We start from the raw sequence: 15927 nt of genomic DNA on the forward strand, positions 1-15927 counted from the left end.
GCCGATTATTGAGGGCTAACCAATAAGCCTTAAACCTTTATCACCTTTTGTCTGAAGCAGTTCTCCACGCTCTGCACTATCGATATAATCCCCCCACCACTGCATGAGCATACGCCGCTGCTCAAAGTAATCAGTGCGATTGTAGATGTTGCGGATCGCATTCCTGCTTCTGTGAGCGAGGGCTGCCTCAATAACATCAGGGTTAAACCCTTCTTCATTCAGCACAGTTGATGCAAGCGACCTTAGCCCGTGAGTAACGACCTCTCCGCTTAGCGATGTTTTATGAATAGCGATCTGCCCGGTACATTTCCCAATCGGCTTATCTCCTTTTTTGCCGGAAGGAAAAATAAACGCCCCGCGTCGCCATTTTTCAGCATTGCGTAAAACTGCTATTGCTTGCGTGGACAGCGGTACAGCGTGTGGCCTTTTCCCCTTCATTCTTTCAGCCGGAATTTTCCAGACAGCACTGTCTAAATCAATTTCGTCCCAAACTGCCAGGCGAGCCTCAGAGGGCCTTACCATAGTTAAAAGCTGGAAGTAGACACACAGCCTTATCGGCTCCCACATACTCAGCCCCAGCCATTCAGAAAGGAACACAGGCAATCTGCCTTTATCCATCACGGGCATTGGTACGCTTCTTTTGGCTGGGAAAGCCTTGCCGATTTTTAGCAGGCAATTATGGTCAATGACTCCGGTGTTTACCGCATAATCCATTACCGAATTGAGCACAACTATCATCTTTTCCACAGAGGCGGGACGATCGGCAAACTCTCTCATTGCCTGAATTGTTGAGGCGGCATTCATTTTATGTACCGGCTCGTCACCAAGAACACTATTCAGCGTTTTTAAAGCCCCCTCGTAGCCTCGAATTGTATTGCTGCGGATGCCCTCCGTGATTTTTATTTTCAGCCAGTTATCAGCGATAACAGAAAACTGCTGCGCATGTTTTTTCCGTCTGTCGCTGAGTTCTTCTTTTTTAACCTCGTTTGGATCTATCCCTCGGGCAACTTTCCTTCTGGCTTCTTCTCTCGCCTCCCTCGCTTCTGCGAGACTAAATTCTGGATATCGGCCAATAGTGAATGTCTGCCTTTTCCCGGTTATGGGGTGCGCATAGCGGAATCGCCACGATTTACCGCCTGACTTAGTAACGTACAGAAGAAGTCCAAACCCATCATGAAGACTGTAATCTTTAAGCTGTGGCTTCGCGTTCTTAACTTCTGCATTGGTGAGTGGTTTAACAAGCATCATCAGCTCCTATCACTGCTTCCGCTGTGGTTTCTTTCGTAGTCCCACTTATGGCGAATTGAACCCCAGATAGACGAAAGTAATCGAATGGATTCAAACACCATAAGCAGGGACTAAACCCAGCCACACCGCGCTTTATTGAACGTTAACGTATTGATTCATAGATATTAAAATAATCAGGCGCACTGATCCCCTCAGCGGTTACCGTTGCCGATAAGCCGAGTGTGTCCAAATTGAGGGCCATTTATGCCTCGCTGGTTACTGTCGTTGTTCCGTAGATGGTGTCGATTTCAGCGAAGAACTGGACGCGGCGCGTCGTCGTGTTCACTGTCGTGTTGAAAGAGAGAATGGATCTAACGCCCCGCGTTTCGAGGATGCGCTTACGGATCGCCAGGTTGTAGGTTTCCGGCTTCTGCTTACCGAGTACGGACTGAATCCACGGAGTCCCCTCTGTGGTGTCGAGGAACCATTGCCCGTACCATAATTCGAACCGCGTTTTCACCGCCTGCGCCACGGCCTCAGGTGAGTTAATCAGCCAGGTATCATCGCCGCTGCCAAAGGTGTAATCGCCGTCGGCGTCTTCACGTCTGTATCGCATCAGTTCACCCCGTCTGTGTTGCTGGTGCCGTGCTGCACGCCGCCGTGAGTGTGCGTATCATCGATTGTCTTGCCGTTAGCTTTGACGGTACCGATAAACTCGACAGCGCCGGTGATTTTGGATGCAACGCCAGAAGCAACAGAACCCACCATTCCACCCAGCCAGGACAGGAGCCCGTGAATGGTAACTTTCGCCGAGAAGTCGGCCCGCGGGGTAACTACATCCAGACCGCCAGGCGCTACGATTTTAATTTTCTGCGTAGTGGGGTTGAGCTCAAAGAACGTGCTTCCGTCGTCGCTGCGCAGCTGAGCGGCACCCGTGCTGATTCCGCTGATTTTCTGCGCCTGAGACTGCGGCCCGACGATACAGAACGCATCCGATAAGTCATGCACCCGGTCGTCGACAGGCTCCTGCACCCCGCCGTTCTGCCACCAGAAATCGATGCAGCGATCGGCGAAAATAACCAAGCATTCATCACCGGCTTTCACCGGGAACGTTAACGTGCAGCCGCCACCGCGCGGAAATACCACCGGCACATCCACCAGCAGCGGGTAATTTTTGGTAACGCGGTTGCCGTCGTTATCGGTTTCAACAGAGCGGATAGCAGGCTGCACAACCGCCGTAACCGCGTCAGGGTCGAATGACTGGACAATGCCAGGCAAAGCAACACGGATCTGGTTCTTTGTTGTTTCCCGCTCAGATTTGAATGTTTCGGCAAGGTCGCCGCTGCGGGTCTGGTCAGATACGGCCATTTGGTAGGCTCCAGAAAGCAAAAAACCCGCCGGGTGGCGGGTTCGATTATTAAGTTAATCCAGTGACTCTGGGGGCGGTAGTTTAAATGGTGGATGTGGGTCGTAACTCACGAAACGGGCTTCTTTGAAATTGTTATTCTGGTATTGGACCACATACTCGGATGTCCAATCGCCAAAACTTCTGTTTTTATCATATTCAACATGCCCAATATGATAATGCCACAGCCGATTTTGTATTGCGTACTGAATCAGTTTTTCACGTTGCGCGTGCCTTTTGCTGACACCCGTAGAAGGTTTATTTCTGCCTGGCAACCCATCAAAACCAGAACTTTTCAAAGAAACCGCAAAATCACCGATTAGTTTCAGTTCATCATCAGATAGGGTAGCTATGTCATTAAGAAATTTTTTTGAATATAAAACCGTGACTTGCATCCCTAGCCCTTCATTCCTTTAATCCATTTGGCAAAATCCTCTCCTGTATTAACCCAGGAAGGATGTTCCACCATCGGCTCAGATAAAGCGTTGTCTATTTTCTCTAAGTCAAAATCTACGGGGCAATTTGATTCAAGAAAATATGGCAATGTATCTGCAAGGCCTTTAACAGCGCTGTGATAGTCACCAAAGGCTTTTAGTGTTTTTGATTCAAGATGTTTTAACGTTGCCATATGCGGACGCCAGGCCGGAGATGTTGAAGCAATGAAAAAAGCATACTTAAGTCTTTTAACACCAATATCCAGCTTTTCAGCAATTTCTCTTAAATCCTCAGGCTTAGTTTCTTCTATCCTCAACTCCAGCATTTCTTCTGCCGATCCGTGCAACAACACCTGAAGATAGGCGTTACCTTCTTCAGCCTTAGTGGCGGCAAGGTCGATACGCTGGTAAACCATTCTGGTAATCTCTCTGACCTGTTTTTTTGTCAGAGAATCTTCTTGAGCACGGTCAAGCTCTCCAAAAGATCGCTCGATCTTCCTGGAGAAGGATTCCATAAATTTATCGACTGTAGGGGCTTTTGGCGGTGTAAAGGCCAATGCAGCACTCAAGCCAATCATTTTGCTCACCTATACAAAGATTACTGGTTTAATGGTAACAGAAGAATCAGGGTTTCTGTAGTTCTGAGGACATCACCCAGCGACTTTCTTACACGGGAAAGATCCGATAATTTTCGGCGCGTCCATGCTGTTCTGCAGCAGTTGGACGTTCAGGAAGCGCGTTTCGGTACCCGGTCGGCGAATGTATTCAAAGCCGTAGTTGTTACCGTCTTTGGCAGGCATAAGCCCCATGTCTGCCTTCATACCGTTTCCATTACCGAGAGTTTTGATTTTCTGGGAGGTAACAGTCTCACCATTAATCCTGAACAATGAGTCAGGAACCAACTCCAATTTGTAACCACCACATTGCAATGTGATGCCGCCGGGATTTGCAGCAAAAGCTAACCCAGGCAGGAAACAGAGTCCGATAACAATCAACTTTTTCATTCTTATCCTTCCCGCTGTAAAGACGACGACGAACGGAGGTCCGCCGCGCCACGCGCTTCGCACATCATATCCATGTACCACGCCTGGCCCCTTGTGTCGCCAGTGTACATAATCCCGCGCACAATATAAACGCCATCCGTTGCGATGCTGGCAGGCTGCGCCGTGGTGCCGCTGAGCGTGATATTTCCGTCCGTGTTCTGGTCGGTGATCTGCCCACCGGCCATAGCGATATCGTTGTTCGACAGCGCGGTGCGATACACGGAAGCCTGATCCAGCTGAATAAGCCCGTTAACCCGGATATTAGGGTTAATCAGCGCGCGAACGTTTACGCCGTTGCCGATGGTCTGCTGCGGCATACCGATAAGCCCGGTGGCGCTGTTGAGCACAATCGCGTCGTGAACATACTCGTTATTCGCCACCATCTGGCGCTGCCCGTCAACGAACTGCCATGTTGCGCCACATTGTCCGGCCACGTTATCCATAAGATGCCGTGTCATGCCGAACAGCACCCGGCCCCGGGGGAAAACGGTAGCAGGCATTTCAGGCGTCAGGCCTTCGGTCGCGCCTTTGGCCTCGAAGTCTTTCATCAGCGCGCGGTTCACGTCTGCGACCGTGTAACCGGCCGCCAGCGTCTGCGAGGTTATACTGGTGGCAAACGCCAGATCCGTATCGGCAGCCTGAATCAGGACATAGGAATCGATGGGGCTGTCTTTACCGGTGACCGAGTAGCGAATTTCACCGCTGAAAATCAGCCCGTAGTTGCGGCCATCGCTCTGGCCCACGTCCGCCGCGTCGACTTCGCGCACGGTCCCGACATCGCTTGCCGACACCTCCGGCGCGATACCGTCGTAACCTGCAATCAGCCGCACTTTCGAAAATTCCTGCCCGGTGATGCGGTTTACCGTATCAGCTGACAGGTTGTAGATTTTGAACGTACCCATCCGCGACGCGCTGCTGATGTTGAACCAGTCGATCGTAAAGGTCACTTTAAAATCGCTGAGCTCAATCCCCTGCCCGTTCTCGTCCACGAGCTGCAGCTCGAAATGTCTCATCCAGTTCTGTGACATGCTTACTCCGTTGATACCAGTAAATGACTGCGGCCGCCCAGGTCGGTTTTCGTCGGATAATCCTGTGTACTGTCGCCACAGACCACCACCAGCTTAAAGCCGAGCCCCATATAGGCGTACTGCGCCAGCAGGTCAGCGCCCGTGACGAGAGGAATACCGGAGATTACCGGCTCCCCTCTGTCGTTCTGCAGGTCCATAATCCAGTACAGATCGCGCCATATGATGCTAATCCGCCAGGTGGTCCCCGCCAGGATGATGCTGAATTGCTGGTTATCCGCTGTCAGCGGGATTTCCTGAATTGCCATTAGCCGAGCCCCAGTAATGACGCCGCATTACCCGTGATGCTTTTCAGCAGCGAGGTATTTGGCGGCTTTGTGGTTTTGTTGCCGGTGTTAAGTACCGCCGACGTGCTGGCCCCGTCCTTCATGTTGGTTTTATCCGCAACGGTGATCTGCTGCGTCTGCGAGATAAGAACCTCTCTCAGAGTGAGGACGGCAGACAGGACGTTTTCGGTTGTCTTGTCTGTCGTCACTTCCAGCGCGCGGATCAGCATGTTGCTGTACAGCCGTTTGCCGGTCACCACATCGAAAGGAATACGGCTCGCCTGCAGGTCGAGTATCTCCTGATACGTCTGCTGGGGACTCAGCCCGAGCAGGCTGGTAGCCGTCAGGTTACTGGCAAAATCCAGCAACGATCCGCCACCTGCGAAACCGACCTCCATCACCACTTCAGACGGTTTTTTGTAGGCATGGTCGGCGATGGCGGCCCCGACCTCGACAGGGTGCTCTGTTATCTCCAGCGTGTCGGTATGCTTCTCAGAAACAACCACGCTGGGGACAATCATCCCTATTTTCCGGGTCTGCTGCTGAAAGAGCGTAGAGAGAATATCCATTAGCCCACCTTCGTTTGATTACCGCGCATGACCTGGGCGTTTGCCGACTGCTGCCGACGCTCGACCTCGGTACCGACAGAACGCGGGTCACCACCACCGTAGATGTGATAGGTGTTCTGTTGCTGTACCTGAGCCCCTGGCGCGGGCATGTTGCTTAACACTTTCGGAATGTAATTGCGCGTTTCCTGAGGCATAAGAGCCATCCCGTGCTTCTGCACGTTCCCGATCCCCCAGTTATAAGAGGCCAGCGCCTTGCTCAGGTCACCGCCGTTCGCCTGCAGCAGTTGTGAAAGATACTTTGCGGCTGCCTGCGCGGCCTTCTCCGGGTCGAAAACATCATTCCCGCGCAGTCCCATGTCGCGCGCCGTGCCGTCCATAAACTGAAACAGACCTTTAGCGCCAGCGCCTGAAACGGCGAACTGATTACCGCCCGATTCCGTGATGGCCACACTGCGCAGCAAACCTTCCGGAAGCCGGTAGAGCTGTTCCAGGTTGGTAAGCATCGGCTGCATCCATCCCAACAACTCAGAGCCCGCTTTGGTTGGCTGTGGCCGCTTTACTGACTGGCCGAGCTGTTCAGGGTCATCCTCACCAAACCAGCCGCGCACCGTTCGGCCCACGCTGCGAGGATCGAATCCCCAGTGCTCTTTAATCCAGTCGGCGGTACCGTTGGCGCTGTCTGTTACCATCGGCATCGCTGACGGATTTTCGCTGCCCTGATTGAGCATCTGTTTGCCGATGCTGGCGGCATCAGCCCAGCGGCCATCTTTAATGGCGTTGAGCAGGTCGGCGATCATGTTCAGCATTTTGCTGAACTCGCCCATCTGGTCGATGAAGTTGCTGAAATCCCACTTCAGGGACCATGATTTGGGGTCAATATTGAGCAGCTTCGCCAGCGCTTTCGCCAGGTCGTTAACGGTCGTTTTAAGGTCACGAACCATTTTCAGCGCGGCGTCGACTTCCGGCTTCCACTTGCCCCAGTCAATCAGGCTGTCCCCGCCTTCCTTCCAGGTCTGATAGTCTTCCCACAGGAGAGCAATCCCCGCCGCCAGTGCGGTGATGAGGCCAATCGGCGACATCCAGAACGTACTGTTCAGAATGCGCAGCGCAATCGTCAGCGCGCCAAACAGCGAGATCAGCTCCCGGGTTTGCTTATCCAGCGATTGCCACCAGGTGATAAGGCTGGATGTTCCCTCAATTAGCCTGAAGAACAGCCGCCCGATGATGTCTCCGAGCGCCAAAATGCCTTTTATGGCTTTCGTCAGGGTCTGCTCGATGCGCGGGAAGTTATCGAGGATGTGGCGGCGCAGCGTGTCCAGCGAACCCGCCAGACCACCAGCAAGATTAGAGCCGATTTTGTCACGGGCCATGCCTGCCATCGCGCCGAACTCGCGCAGGGAGGTCATGAATTTGTTGGAGATTCTGGCCGCCTCGTCAGCATTGAAGCCGATAGCTTTCGCCATTGCGCTGTACTGCCCGGAGAAACCGCCCACACCCCGACGCATCGCCATCAGGGTATTTTCGTCAATGCCCAGCATCTGCGCATACTGGTTAGCCCGGTAATACGGCATGCTGCTGAGCTTCTGGCCGACGCCCGTAAAGATAGCGGCCATGTCGCGCATGTTGCCGCTGGCGTCACGGGTCTGTACGCCCAGGCGATTCAGGAAACCTTCCGCGCCGGGATTGTTACGAACAAACCGGGAGAGGCTTTCCAGAGAGGATCGCGCCGCGTCCACGCTGCCGCCCACCTGCGAAACCGCATAGCCAATAGACTGAATCCCCTGTACCGTCGCGCCGGTGCGCTGTGACGCCCAGTAGAGATTATCCAGCCCCGAGGCGATCTTAGCCGTGAAGGCCACCACGGTAAGCGCGGCACCTTCGACAGCCAGCCCCATTTTGATGGCGTTTGCGGTCGTACCGGCGAGAACTGAGTCGAACTTTGACGCGCCTGCTTCATCGATATCGAATCCGAGCGAGACGAGGAAATCTTTAATAGTCTCAGCGTTCATTATTCTCTCTCCATTTCTCAATACGGCGCTGGTTGTCTGCCTTAACGGCCAAGTGGTCATTCATCAGCGCGATATCGCACAGATCTACTGATCCATCCTTCAGCGCGTAATAAGGGATTAACCCGGCGTCAACCGGGTCAAGGAGATAAGACAGCCCGTCAGGCAGGCTGTTGAGGGTTAACCCTGAGGCTGGCCCGGCGTCGCGCTGGTAGGGCTCACGGGCAAAAAATTTCCCAGCGAATCGGCGACCACCCGCGCCACCAGCTGCAGCATGGTTAGCAGGTCGATATCATCGAACATCAGCTGACCGCTGTTAAATACCGGAGTCCATCCGTCCATGTGCTTACGTGACACTACGGCCAGGCACGGATGAATAATCGCGTTGGTGTCTTCTTCGGTCAGGGAAGACAGTTCCTCAGCGATACGCGGGAGCAGGGTTTCAAACACCGGCTTCAGCTGATCGAATTTCACTGTGTCGATTTTGCCATCAGCAGGCATAAGGGAGCGAATGCTCCCGAAATCTGACATCATGCCCGCCAGCACCGGCAGCAGTTTGCGGGTCACTTTCAGCTGGTCAAAAACGCTGAGTTTTGCCACGCGGTAATCGTGGCCTTTGATTGAGCATTCCATCTGTTAAAACTCTCCGAGAACCTGGTCGATTTTGCCGCAGTCAAACACCCAGGGCATCGTATTACCGGCTTTAGCGTTGGCGTTATCCGGCTGTTTCTGGAACGCCACGCTGCGCGCCGTGATGATGTCTCCGCTCACCTTGTTGCGGATCACAATGACGTTGTTTCCCCAGGTACCTGAGGACTGACTCTGCGTGTTGTACGCCAGCGACAGCTTTTTGTTTGTCGGCGAGGTCTTCAGCAAGTTGACGGTTACCGTGCCGCTTTTATCCGCGTGCAGGCTGTGCATCACTTCGCCGTCAGCGCCGATGGTCATGGTATTTTTGGGGCCGCCCATTGCAACGGTGATCCCCTCCTCTGAACTGGCGGAACCGTAGCCCAGATCAATCTCGCCGGTCGGGCCGGAGAGGGACGCCGTGACGTCCATAAAAGAATAAGTAGCCATTCATGTTCTCCTTAGCGAACGACGTTGATCTGCACATCAGCGAAATGAACCGCACCCGCCAGCTTACAGGCCACCTGAATAACCGGTGCCTTACGTGCTTCACGGTCTGCCTGCGCCTGCTCGGAAATCGGCTGCGCGTAGACGTAATAGCCTTTTGTCAGCGTATCGCCGGAATCCAGCTGCCCAATCGGGCCACCGTTCCATACACCGGCAGCCACCAGCCCGTTTGTGACAGACTGATCCATCGACTGCTCAACATTGGAAAGGAGGCGCGTAACACCCGCATCGGTCTGTGGGACTTTGGTTGTGCTGGTATAGAGTAGGTTGTACAAGTTGGTCTGAACGTAGTTCTGCAGCCAGTCGAGCCCGTGGCGTTCGTCGAAGAAATCCCCACTGGACATGACGCCCTGCTGCAGGATGGCCGTATCGTTCTGGTAGTACACAAATACGTTGCAGTTTTTGGCATCCAGCGCCGCCGCCTGATTGGTGGTCAGAGTTTCATAGGTGATCCCCGGCTCCTGCTTGAATTTCAGGGTAATGGTGGTGTTGCTGCCGTTGAAATTCACCGTGAACGCGCGACCAAATGCAGACAGTGCGGCGTACTTGCTGCTGGTGGAATACTGCACAAACGTGCGAGCGTATTTTGCCGCCTTCAGCTTATAAGCCAGGTCGGTAGTGGAGGTCGCGTTTACCGTCTCAGGCTCTGCAGTGGTAATCGCCAGAATTCGGCTGAGACTGGAGGCCTCGATCGCAGCGGCCACGCTCAGCCAGTCGGCATCGTCGATATCTTCATCGTCAGCCACGGCCAGACCGTACCAGTTCGTGTAATTCAGAACGGCGTTCACCGCCTGCAGCAGCGTTTCCGTCGAACCGCTTTCAGCCGATACCAGCGTTTTAGCCCAGCGACCGACATACACCTGCTGAGGTTTCGGTGACTGTGAGAAATACACGGTCGCGGCTTCATATTCCGGGCTATCCACGCCGAAATCAGAGCCGATATCTTCAGGGGATGAGTAGAGGCGAATACGCTCAGAAACAGGGATAACCGTCGAGCTCCCGAGAATGAGCAGTGAACCAAAGTTTCGACCAGTAGCCGCACGCGGCCCAATGATCACGTCGACATTAACGACGTTAGATACAGGTAATCCCTGCGGCATAATTTAGTCTCCGAAAAATGAGACGGGCGCATCTTGCAGCGTCCGGACGTTGTAGGTACGAATGTTTTTGCGGGACAGCGTGATGGTGAGGTCGTAGCGCCTCACCCACTGATTATTAATGAGCTCTGGCAGGTTGTAGATAGTCCCGGTCTCCACCAGCGAAAGCCCCGAGCGATTCAGCTCAGCGTTGTTTTGCTCGACGAATATTCCCGCGCGGAAAGTTGATGCAGTGTTGGCCCCCAGAGGGCCATAGAAGCAGCAAATCACCGTTACCTGTTCCCATGTCCATTGCTCGGACTGTTCTTCCGAAACCTGAACATCGGACTGGCTTAACGGCTGGGGAACGGTAGTGATACCGAAGGCGCACCACGTCACCCCGTTGTTTGGGATCTGCGGCTGCGGGTCAGTCCATCGGGGGAAAACAAGCGAGGCCGGCAAGCCAGAAACGCCACGAATCCACCGGCTGATTTCACGCTCCAGCGCCTCGTCATACTGGGGACTATCCCCGACAGGCGTCAGATAACCGCGCGCGGTGCTGTCATTACTCAACTGGCGTCCCTCCGTTAAAGTCCACCAGCTCACAATGCGCCTGGACGAATCCGGCGCCGTAACTGGTGTACGGATCGACAAATGTCACCCGGTAAGCGCGCCCGTTATAGCTCACGATATCGGCATCAAGTCGCGGGGCGCTGTCTGTACCGGGCTGGCCCTGGGTTAATCTGAACTGCGTCACGATGAGGATCGCGCCGCTAATGTTCTGGCCTGCCGCCATTCGCCTGGCTTCCAGAGAACGGTCAACCGTCACCACGCCAGAGAATGGGATATCCTGAGCTGTGTTTTTCGTGAAATTGTCCTCATCCACCGTCTGAACCTGCCGGTGACACACCAGACTGGTGTCCATGAAGTCGGGATCGAGAAGAACATCGCTCACATCGAGAAGAGGCATTATTTTTTCCTCACGACGTAGTTAATTGAACGCAGCAGGTATCCGTGGGCATACAGCGGCTTTTCGCCGGGAATGCCCTCTGCCCTTCTGCGTTCGAGGGTTTTCTCAGAAAGCGGGTGCAATCGGTCGCCAGCACCGATAACGGCTTTTGTAGCGTCACGGGCAATCTGTCCGGCGCTCTCCAGCTCACGCACTGCTGCTTCAGTCTGCCCCTCCAGCGCGGCGGTTGCCGCTGCCTTCAGGTGCGCAGTGGTTCGGGGTTTTGAATCCTCGATCCCCATATCCAGAAAAGGACGCGGGGGAAGCGTGACCGTTGTACCGTCGATTTCCACCGTTGCGCCCGTCGAGTGGAGGTAGCCCAGTTCCGCGTTATTAATCGGAGAGCCATCCTCACGCCCTGCCTTGTCCTCAGGTATTCCCACCAGCACATCCATTCCGGATAGCTGCCGGAGGGATTCCAGAACAGCCACGGCGTTATCAGCGCGAACCGTTAACCCGCTTTTCATATGTGCCCCCACGTTTTCCCCTGAACCACGAAGCGGATCGTGCCTCTGGCTACATCGAACATCGAGGCAAGCGCGTTAACACCGTGAGAGGTGGAGCCTTTCACATAGTTTTCACGAATCCATTTAACATCGTTCTCTGTGAGCTTTGCCGCAGCGTGTTTTTCACCTTTTGGCTCGTAGCATCGTCCGCGAGCGACTTTATCCCGCATGTTTTCCGCATGGGTTCCAATAACAAGGTGTTCAGGGTTGATGCACTTCGGGTTGTCGCAGGTATGACGAACTGAGAAGCCTTTGATGTCATTCAGACTGATACCTTTGCTTTCACAGTAGACCAGCCGATGCAACCGGCAGTGCACCCCATTGCGGGTTACACCTGCATAGCCATGCTTTGTATTCTGGTTATGCTCGATACATTCACTTACCGACATAAATCCTCCATCAAAGCAGCTGCCTGCCACCAGCGCCGAACATCGACCACCACCAGTAGAACTCGCGCCCGTAGGCGGTGCTGTTCCAGAAACCGGCATCCGGATTGATTACCCCGGACACGTCATAGCTCACTGAAACCTTATCCACGGACTTAGAGGACACGACACCTGCTGCGCCGTTGCTGTTCACACCGCCAGCGGCAGCGGCGGCCAGCGTGCGGCCGCGCAGCTCCGTATAGTGAGCCGTGAATAGTTCGGCCAGGTAGACGAACTGATCGCCCTGTACGTCCTGATTCAGGAGTGAATCAGCCTGCCCCAGATAGAAATTCACTGAGGGGTCAGGGTAGCGGGTTTTATTGGCGAACTCGGGAAAGTCGGTGCGGAACTGATCGTTAGTCGGAAGCCTGCTGTTTTTTGGCATTTTTCGCGTCCCCGCCGGTGTTATCGGTTTTGTCCGTACTGTCTGCAGGTTTACCGCCTGCTGGTGCCTGAGCAGCGGCCAGCTGCGCTTTCAGGTCTGTGTTTTCATTCCCCAGCGTGGTGATGGTTTTTTCATGCTCAGCCAGCTGCGCTTTCAGGGTGTTATTTTCTTCTGCCAGGAGAACAAGGCTCGCGGCAAGGTCTTCATTGCTCTGCTCGTTCGCCAGGTCGGCTTCGTCAATCGGGCGCGCATAGGCTTTAAAGGCCCAGTGGTCCTTAACTTCTTTCGGGAAAGAGGAACTGTCGTGAATGCCCTGAGACAGCTCAAATTTAGAACCGTCGGAAAAGCTGAGAGTCGCGCCACCGGAAACAACGTATTTCATGTTTTTTGCTCCATAAAAAAAGGCGGGTTTCCCCGCCTGTTTCAGGTTAAGACGCCGGAACGTCCAGGTAAGAGATCGTATTGGAATACGGGGTTTCCACCTGGCCCAGCTTGCCGTAGTAAGTGGTCAACTGCTGCAGGCCGCGATATTCCAGCGGAGTGTTCAGCAGAGGAACCATCGGGAAGCGAACATATTTTTCGTCCTGGGTGTAAGCAACGATACGATGCGCACCACCAGCGCCACGCTTGGAGGCCCACTTCATGGAGACGATCTCCAGTGGTGTGCCGTTTTCCTGAAACGCGATGGTGTTAATCTTCACGTATTCCAGCACGGAGATATTCCCTGCAGAGGAAACCTTTTTGCTCGCCAGCAGGCCGAACAGCTCCGGCGCAAGGCCGATTTTTGCCGGACAGACAGCATAACCAGAACGAACCCAGCCATCAGACAGCACCAGGTTGATATCCTGAACAATCACATCCGGATCGGTGGTTGCGGTCCATGCTGCAGCTGCAGCGACAGGGGTAACATCCGGCAGGTTCAGCAGGCCAGGAACGTCGAGTTCGCTATCACCGATATAAACCTGTTCGTCGGTGTCCATGTTCCACTTCAGTTTCATGCCTTCGTATTTCTGGACATCAACCGGACGGCCCAGTTTCTGGGCAGAAGCCAGTTCCGGCACCGTCCAGCTGATTTCCTGCCCCCACAAGGTGAGGTTGTTACGGGTAGGCTGAATATCGAGTTCGATACCAGGAATGGCAGTAGCTTTTTTACCGATCCAGTTTTTACCATTAGGGTTTGGACCACCAACGCCGACGAAATCGGTATTCGTGAAGGATGACACTTCATCAGCGATAGAAATGTCGCTGCGCAGCGGCATGTCGCGTGACCATTTGTAGGACACTAAAGGCATGTTCAGCGTCTGATCCATGCGCTCCAGTTCGCCGACGAGAAACGCGCCGGTGGAGTCGATGGTCGCTCTGTCAATTGTAAACATTAATTATTCCCTCAGATGTTATAAGCGATTTCAATACGGCCGTCGGCTTCACCCGGCCCCATGACCTCTGCATTTGGCAGCTGAGGTGTATTTGATGCGGTAGAGTCCGGAGACAGCACAAAGGAGCCAACCGGGCTTTGAGTGGTGCCACCAGCCACGCGAACGTAAACCGGATCGCCCTTTTTCGCGGTCGCCGCGTTGCCTGCAGTAGCAGTTACGCAGATGTAACCACGTTTCAGGTTGTCACCAACCTGATTAGCCGTCACTCCGATGTAAGCAAGGTCCAGAGCAGAGGTGATCGGGAACGGACGAACCAGAATCCCTTTCACTTTGCTGATGGTGTCGCCAGATTCCAGCGGAACGAATTTATCGTTCACGTATTTACCAACCAGCCCGTAGGACGCGAACTGCTTCGTGTGGTCCAGGCTAACCGGCTCGATGGTGAGATCACGAGGACGGGTAACGCCCCCGGAAATGCCCAGGGGCATGCGCGTTAAATATGCAGTACCTGCCATGATGATTTACCTTATTTGTTTTTTGCCCAGAATTCGGCGTTGACCTTGTTCAGTTCTGCCGGGGAAAGGTGCTTAGTGCTGATTCCGCTGTCCGTGGTGCGGGTAATGTTGTTCAGCGGGGTCAGCTGATTTTTCGCCTTATGCAGCGCCACAGCGGCAGTAAACACCGCGTCGACCGTAGCCTTTGGCGCTTTGTAGAAATCATCCACACCGAACGATTTCAGGCTGTCGCCGGTGCGCATTGCATGATTCAGCACCTGACGCTTCAGACTCTTATCACCAGCAGGCTGGAAGCCAGGGCAGATAATTTCCGCATCGGCGATCAGGTTGCGCTTAAAGGCTGCATCACCCGTCACTTTGCGGTTTTCTTCCTCGTCTTCATCAGTGGTCATATTGCCCGGGTCCGGATCGCCGTCGGTGGTTTTACCCTCCAGCTTTTCCAGACGAGCCAGCAACGCTTTCGCCCAGGCCGGAATTTCTTCATCGCCGGTGCCGGTTTTGTCTTTGTTCGGATCGCCTTCGTCCGTAGTGGTGCGATTGCCTTCAGGTAAGGCTGTGGCCTGTGAAGGAATGTTGATGGTGATAGAGGAACCGGGGATTGAAGGCATGCCATCAGACGGCATATCCGGCGCTTCGTCGATGAGTTTTGCCAGTGCATCCTCATCTTTCGTCTTAATGGCCTGAGCCAGTTTTTTAAGCCATGACATTACAGGCTTCTCCTTTGTTGTTGATGGGATGGAATCCCCGATTGCACAGCGGCCACCAGCACGCCCCCGGTCGATGCCGACAGCGAGGTGGTTACCTGTGATTTGGTATTGCTTGCCTTTGCCGGGTGCCAGCTGCTTGTACTGCGCGTCATAGCCACAGCTGACATCGGTCAGGCCTGAATTCACCGCGTCGATTGCTTCCTGGCGTTTAATCAGCACGTCAGCAATGAGCAGATCCGATTTATCGCCGGTGCCGCGCCGGACGTTCTGAATGTGTCCGTGTGCCAGCTCTGCGAAGTTAGAAGGGTTCACGAAAACGATGTTGCCCAGGCTGTCCTCTGGATGCCCCAGCGTGACGGCTACGCCCTCAAAGCTCGCCATCGTCTCCGGGGAAAACACCTCGTCTTCTGTTCGCCAGACTGTCACCGTGCCGGTGCCGTCCGGTTCGAGGTCGATTTCCTCAGGTAAATAGACCTGCGTCCCTGTGCGTGCGATCGGCACGTCCTTACACAGCAGCGAGCCGTCCGCCTGTAGATAGCGCGTTTCGCCCAGGCGTGTAGTGAAGAAATATTTCATGGGTTACCTGCTCGATTACGGGCAACAAAAAGGCCGCCCAGTGGCGACCTTGTGAGATGGGAAAAATGTTCGAAATAATGGTCTATTTAACATAAGGGTTCTTACCCGCACCGACGAAAATGGACTCGATTAAAATGTCCCCTTAAAGCCGTAAAAGTAGCGATTAACTGGGCTGAAAATCGG

The 15927-nt window shown here is 54.0% G+C and carries 23 protein-coding genes and 1 pseudogene; all 24 read right to left on the bottom strand.

Annotated features, from left to right (window positions below):
- Positions 1-15: 15 nt before the first annotated feature.
- The 24 genes and pseudogenes from KGP24_RS17515 to KGP24_RS17630 all read right to left on the bottom strand — a co-directional run bounded on the left by KGP24_RS17515 (position 16) and on the right by KGP24_RS17630 (position 15744).
- Positions 16-1248 (bottom strand): integrase arm-type DNA-binding domain-containing protein, encoded by a 1233-nt coding sequence (locus tag KGP24_RS17515; protein ID WP_223561276.1) that lies wholly within the window; start codon positions 1246-1248, stop codon positions 16-18.
- 148 nt (positions 1249-1396) lie between these two features.
- Positions 1397-1489: pseudogene (locus KGP24_RS17520) on the bottom strand (hypothetical protein); the annotation flags it as partial.
- A complete protein-coding gene (locus KGP24_RS17525) occupies positions 1490-1843 on the bottom strand; it encodes a hypothetical protein (protein ID WP_223561277.1) in 354 nt (117 codons plus the stop codon).
- Positions 1843-2595 (bottom strand): Gp138 family membrane-puncturing spike protein, encoded by a 753-nt coding sequence (locus KGP24_RS17530; RefSeq protein ID WP_223561278.1) that lies wholly within the window; start codon positions 2593-2595, stop codon positions 1843-1845. Before KGP24_RS17530 ends, KGP24_RS17525 begins: the two co-directional genes overlap by 1 nt.
- Positions 2596-2649: 54 nt before the next feature.
- Positions 2650-3027, bottom strand: coding sequence for a hypothetical protein (locus KGP24_RS17535; RefSeq protein ID WP_047748147.1), 378 nt, complete (start codon positions 3025-3027; stop codon positions 2650-2652).
- 2 nt (positions 3028-3029) lie between these two features.
- Complete coding sequence (locus tag KGP24_RS17540; RefSeq protein ID WP_223561279.1) at positions 3030-3644, bottom strand: hypothetical protein; 615 nt, start codon at positions 3642-3644, stop codon at positions 3030-3032.
- A 72-nt stretch (positions 3645-3716) separates the two neighbouring features.
- Entirely contained in the window at positions 3717-4070 is a 354-nt protein-coding gene (locus KGP24_RS17545) for a hypothetical protein (RefSeq protein WP_048214524.1), read from the bottom strand.
- Positions 4071-4072: 2 nt separating this feature from the next.
- The gene (locus tag KGP24_RS17550; RefSeq protein ID WP_223561280.1) at positions 4073-5137 is read right to left on the bottom strand and encodes a hypothetical protein; all 1065 of its coding nucleotides are present in this window, start codon (positions 5135-5137) and stop codon (positions 4073-4075) included.
- Between the two features lie 2 nt (positions 5138-5139).
- Positions 5140-5442 carry a hypothetical protein gene (locus KGP24_RS17555; protein WP_223561281.1) on the bottom strand — a complete coding sequence of 101 codons (303 nt, stop codon included), beginning with the start codon at positions 5440-5442 and terminating at the stop codon, positions 5140-5142.
- Positions 5442-6029, bottom strand: coding sequence for a phage baseplate protein (locus KGP24_RS17560; protein ID WP_032625709.1), 588 nt, complete (start codon positions 6027-6029; stop codon positions 5442-5444). The genes KGP24_RS17555 and KGP24_RS17560 overlap by 1 nt, the downstream gene beginning before the upstream one ends.
- Positions 6029-8038 (bottom strand): transglycosylase SLT domain-containing protein, encoded by a 2010-nt coding sequence (locus tag KGP24_RS17565; RefSeq protein ID WP_223561282.1) that lies wholly within the window; start codon positions 8036-8038, stop codon positions 6029-6031. The genes KGP24_RS17560 and KGP24_RS17565 overlap by 1 nt, the downstream gene beginning before the upstream one ends.
- Entirely contained in the window at positions 8028-8204 is a 177-nt protein-coding gene (locus KGP24_RS17570) for an NTP pyrophosphohydrolase (RefSeq protein WP_223563519.1), read from the bottom strand. Before KGP24_RS17570 ends, KGP24_RS17565 begins: the two co-directional genes overlap by 11 nt.
- Positions 8205-8215: 11 nt before the next feature.
- Positions 8216-8668 (bottom strand): phage tail assembly chaperone, encoded by a 453-nt coding sequence (locus KGP24_RS17575; protein WP_223561283.1) that lies wholly within the window; start codon positions 8666-8668, stop codon positions 8216-8218.
- A gap of 3 nt (positions 8669-8671) precedes the next feature.
- A complete protein-coding gene (locus KGP24_RS17580) occupies positions 8672-9112 on the bottom strand; it encodes a DUF3277 family protein (protein WP_223561284.1) in 441 nt (146 codons plus the stop codon).
- Positions 9113-9123: 11 nt separating this feature from the next.
- Entirely contained in the window at positions 9124-10269 is a 1146-nt protein-coding gene (locus tag KGP24_RS17585) for a DUF3383 family protein (RefSeq protein ID WP_023344726.1), read from the bottom strand.
- A 3-nt stretch (positions 10270-10272) separates the two neighbouring features.
- Positions 10273-10818, bottom strand: a complete 546-nt coding sequence (locus KGP24_RS17590) for a hypothetical protein (protein ID WP_223561285.1) — start codon at positions 10816-10818, stop codon at positions 10273-10275.
- Positions 10811-11215, bottom strand: coding sequence for a hypothetical protein (locus tag KGP24_RS17595; protein ID WP_032625723.1), 405 nt, complete (start codon positions 11213-11215; stop codon positions 10811-10813). The genes KGP24_RS17590 and KGP24_RS17595 overlap by 8 nt, the downstream gene beginning before the upstream one ends.
- Positions 11215-11721, bottom strand: a complete 507-nt coding sequence (locus KGP24_RS17600) for a hypothetical protein (RefSeq protein ID WP_223561286.1) — start codon at positions 11719-11721, stop codon at positions 11215-11217. Before KGP24_RS17600 ends, KGP24_RS17595 begins: the two co-directional genes overlap by 1 nt.
- Complete coding sequence (locus tag KGP24_RS17605) at positions 11718-12149, bottom strand: HNH endonuclease (protein ID WP_223561287.1); 432 nt, start codon at positions 12147-12149, stop codon at positions 11718-11720. Before KGP24_RS17605 ends, KGP24_RS17600 begins: the two co-directional genes overlap by 4 nt.
- Before the next feature lie 10 nt (positions 12150-12159).
- Positions 12160-12570 (bottom strand): DUF4054 domain-containing protein, encoded by a 411-nt coding sequence (locus tag KGP24_RS17610; protein ID WP_223561288.1) that lies wholly within the window; start codon positions 12568-12570, stop codon positions 12160-12162.
- Complete coding sequence (locus KGP24_RS17615) at positions 12542-12952, bottom strand: hypothetical protein (protein ID WP_223561289.1); 411 nt, start codon at positions 12950-12952, stop codon at positions 12542-12544. The genes KGP24_RS17610 and KGP24_RS17615 overlap by 29 nt, the downstream gene beginning before the upstream one ends.
- A 46-nt stretch (positions 12953-12998) precedes the next feature.
- On the bottom strand, positions 12999-13946 hold the full coding sequence (locus KGP24_RS17620) for a DUF2184 domain-containing protein (RefSeq protein ID WP_061069928.1): 948 nt from the start codon (positions 13944-13946) through the stop codon (positions 12999-13001).
- Positions 13947-13957: 11 nt separating this feature from the next.
- Positions 13958-14461 carry a hypothetical protein gene (locus KGP24_RS17625; RefSeq protein WP_088127192.1) on the bottom strand — a complete coding sequence of 168 codons (504 nt, stop codon included), beginning with the start codon at positions 14459-14461 and terminating at the stop codon, positions 13958-13960.
- An 11-nt stretch (positions 14462-14472) separates the two neighbouring features.
- Positions 14473-15744, bottom strand: a complete 1272-nt coding sequence (locus KGP24_RS17630; RefSeq protein ID WP_223561290.1) for a DUF2213 domain-containing protein — start codon at positions 15742-15744, stop codon at positions 14473-14475.
- Between the last annotated feature and the right edge of the window lie 183 nt (positions 15745-15927).

The organism is Enterobacter sp. JBIWA008, from assembly GCF_019968765.1.
Lineage (GTDB): Bacteria > Pseudomonadota > Gammaproteobacteria > Enterobacterales > Enterobacteriaceae > Enterobacter.

Coding starts and splice junctions, on each gene's coding strand:
- KGP24_RS17515 (WP_223561276.1), bottom strand. CDS start 1,248: ATGATGCTTGTTAAACCACTCACCAATGCAGAAGTTAAGAACGCGAAG.
- KGP24_RS17525 (WP_223561277.1), bottom strand. CDS start 1,843: ATGCGATACAGACGTGAAGACGCCGACGGCGATTACACCTTTGGCAGC.
- KGP24_RS17530 (WP_223561278.1), bottom strand. CDS start 2,595: ATGGCCGTATCTGACCAGACCCGCAGCGGCGACCTTGCCGAAACATTC.
- KGP24_RS17535 (WP_047748147.1), bottom strand. CDS start 3,027: ATGCAAGTCACGGTTTTATATTCAAAAAAATTTCTTAATGACATAGCT.
- KGP24_RS17540 (WP_223561279.1), bottom strand. CDS start 3,644: ATGATTGGCTTGAGTGCTGCATTGGCCTTTACACCGCCAAAAGCCCCT.
- KGP24_RS17545 (WP_048214524.1), bottom strand. CDS start 4,070: ATGAAAAAGTTGATTGTTATCGGACTCTGTTTCCTGCCTGGGTTAGCT.
- KGP24_RS17550 (WP_223561280.1), bottom strand. CDS start 5,137: ATGTCACAGAACTGGATGAGACATTTCGAGCTGCAGCTCGTGGACGAG.
- KGP24_RS17555 (WP_223561281.1), bottom strand. CDS start 5,442: ATGGCAATTCAGGAAATCCCGCTGACAGCGGATAACCAGCAATTCAGC.
- KGP24_RS17560 (WP_032625709.1), bottom strand. CDS start 6,029: ATGGATATTCTCTCTACGCTCTTTCAGCAGCAGACCCGGAAAATAGGG.
- KGP24_RS17565 (WP_223561282.1), bottom strand. CDS start 8,038: ATGAACGCTGAGACTATTAAAGATTTCCTCGTCTCGCTCGGATTCGAT.
- KGP24_RS17575 (WP_223561283.1), bottom strand. CDS start 8,668: ATGGAATGCTCAATCAAAGGCCACGATTACCGCGTGGCAAAACTCAGC.
- KGP24_RS17580 (WP_223561284.1), bottom strand. CDS start 9,112: ATGGCTACTTATTCTTTTATGGACGTCACGGCGTCCCTCTCCGGCCCG.
- KGP24_RS17585 (WP_023344726.1), bottom strand. CDS start 10,269: ATGCCGCAGGGATTACCTGTATCTAACGTCGTTAATGTCGACGTGATC.
- KGP24_RS17595 (WP_032625723.1), bottom strand. CDS start 11,215: ATGCCTCTTCTCGATGTGAGCGATGTTCTTCTCGATCCCGACTTCATG.
- KGP24_RS17600 (WP_223561286.1), bottom strand. CDS start 11,721: ATGAAAAGCGGGTTAACGGTTCGCGCTGATAACGCCGTGGCTGTTCTG.
- KGP24_RS17605 (WP_223561287.1), bottom strand. CDS start 12,149: ATGTCGGTAAGTGAATGTATCGAGCATAACCAGAATACAAAGCATGGC.
- KGP24_RS17610 (WP_223561288.1), bottom strand. CDS start 12,570: ATGCCAAAAAACAGCAGGCTTCCGACTAACGATCAGTTCCGCACCGAC.
- KGP24_RS17615 (WP_223561289.1), bottom strand. CDS start 12,952: ATGAAATACGTTGTTTCCGGTGGCGCGACTCTCAGCTTTTCCGACGGT.
- KGP24_RS17620 (WP_061069928.1), bottom strand. CDS start 13,946: ATGTTTACAATTGACAGAGCGACCATCGACTCCACCGGCGCGTTTCTC.
- KGP24_RS17625 (WP_088127192.1), bottom strand. CDS start 14,461: ATGGCAGGTACTGCATATTTAACGCGCATGCCCCTGGGCATTTCCGGG.
- KGP24_RS17630 (WP_223561290.1), bottom strand. CDS start 15,744: ATGAAATATTTCTTCACTACACGCCTGGGCGAAACGCGCTATCTACAG.